The organism is Neisseria sp. P0009.S007 (genome assembly GCF_051962515.1).
Genome location: NZ_JBQCVF010000559.1, coordinates 1 through 994 on the forward strand (window position 1 = coordinate 1; position 994 = coordinate 994).

The 994-nt window shown below is 50.3% G+C and carries 1 protein-coding gene; it reads left to right on the plus strand.

Going from position 1 to position 994, the window contains the following annotated elements:
• Positions 1–200 precede the first annotated feature (200 nt).
• Positions 201–994, plus strand: a 794-nt coding sequence (locus ACTHS3_RS14790; RefSeq protein WP_440368343.1) for an NAD(P)/FAD-dependent oxidoreductase, incomplete at its 3' end; no start/stop codon positions are given.

Consider the following 994-nt stretch of genomic DNA (forward strand, 5'->3'; position numbering starts at 1 on the left):
GGCTGCCGAAGCCTACCGCCAAGAAAAATTGGCAGCCGAGAAAGCCGCCTAATATGCAGACAGGCTGTCCGATAAAGCGTCGGAACAGCCTGTTTTATTAACTGCATCTTATCCTTTCAGACGGCCTGAATCTAAGCCCACATTTAAGGCCGTCTGAAAACCAATTTCAATGAAGTGAAAACCAACCTAAAGCTCAAATCATGATCAATCCCAGCTTCAAAGAATACCTTCCTTCCTACTATGTCAGCACGGCCAATCCCCATCCGTCTTATCCGACGCTTGAAGGCTGTCTGAAAACTGAAACCTGCGTTATCGGCGGCGGCCTGTCCGGCTTATGCACCGCCCTACCGCTTGCTGAAAACGGCCATGACGTCATCGTACTTGAAGCCGCCCGTATCGGTTTCGGCGCATCAGGCCGAAGCGGCGGACAAGTCATCAGCGACTTTGCCTGCGGCATGGAAGAAATCGAAAAACAAGTCGGTTTGGAACAGGCCCAATGGTTCTGGCAGCAATCTCTGCAAGCCGTTGAACTGGTTGACTCGCGCATTCAAAAACACAACATCCAATGCGATTGGCAACGCGGCTACGCTACCGTCGCCGTCCATCCTCAGCATTGGGAAGAATTGCAACAATGGCACGAACACGCCCAAAAACATTATGGCGCAAGCCATTACCAGCTTTGGGATAAAGCCACGCTGAAGCAACAACTTGCCAGCAATATGTATCAAGGCGCGCAATTTGATCCTTTATCCGGCCACTTACACCCGCTCAATTACACCTTAGGCATTGCCAAAGCGGCAGCCTATGCAGGCGCACAACTTTTTGAGCAATCCCCGATGACACGTATCGAACCATGCGATAATGGCTGGCTGGTTCATACGCCCAATGGCAGCGTTGAGTGCAAAAACCTCGTTTACGCCGTCAATACTTATGCCGGTTTACACCCGAAATTCAAAGTATTGGAACAAAAAGCCATTGCAGTCAGCACCTTTAT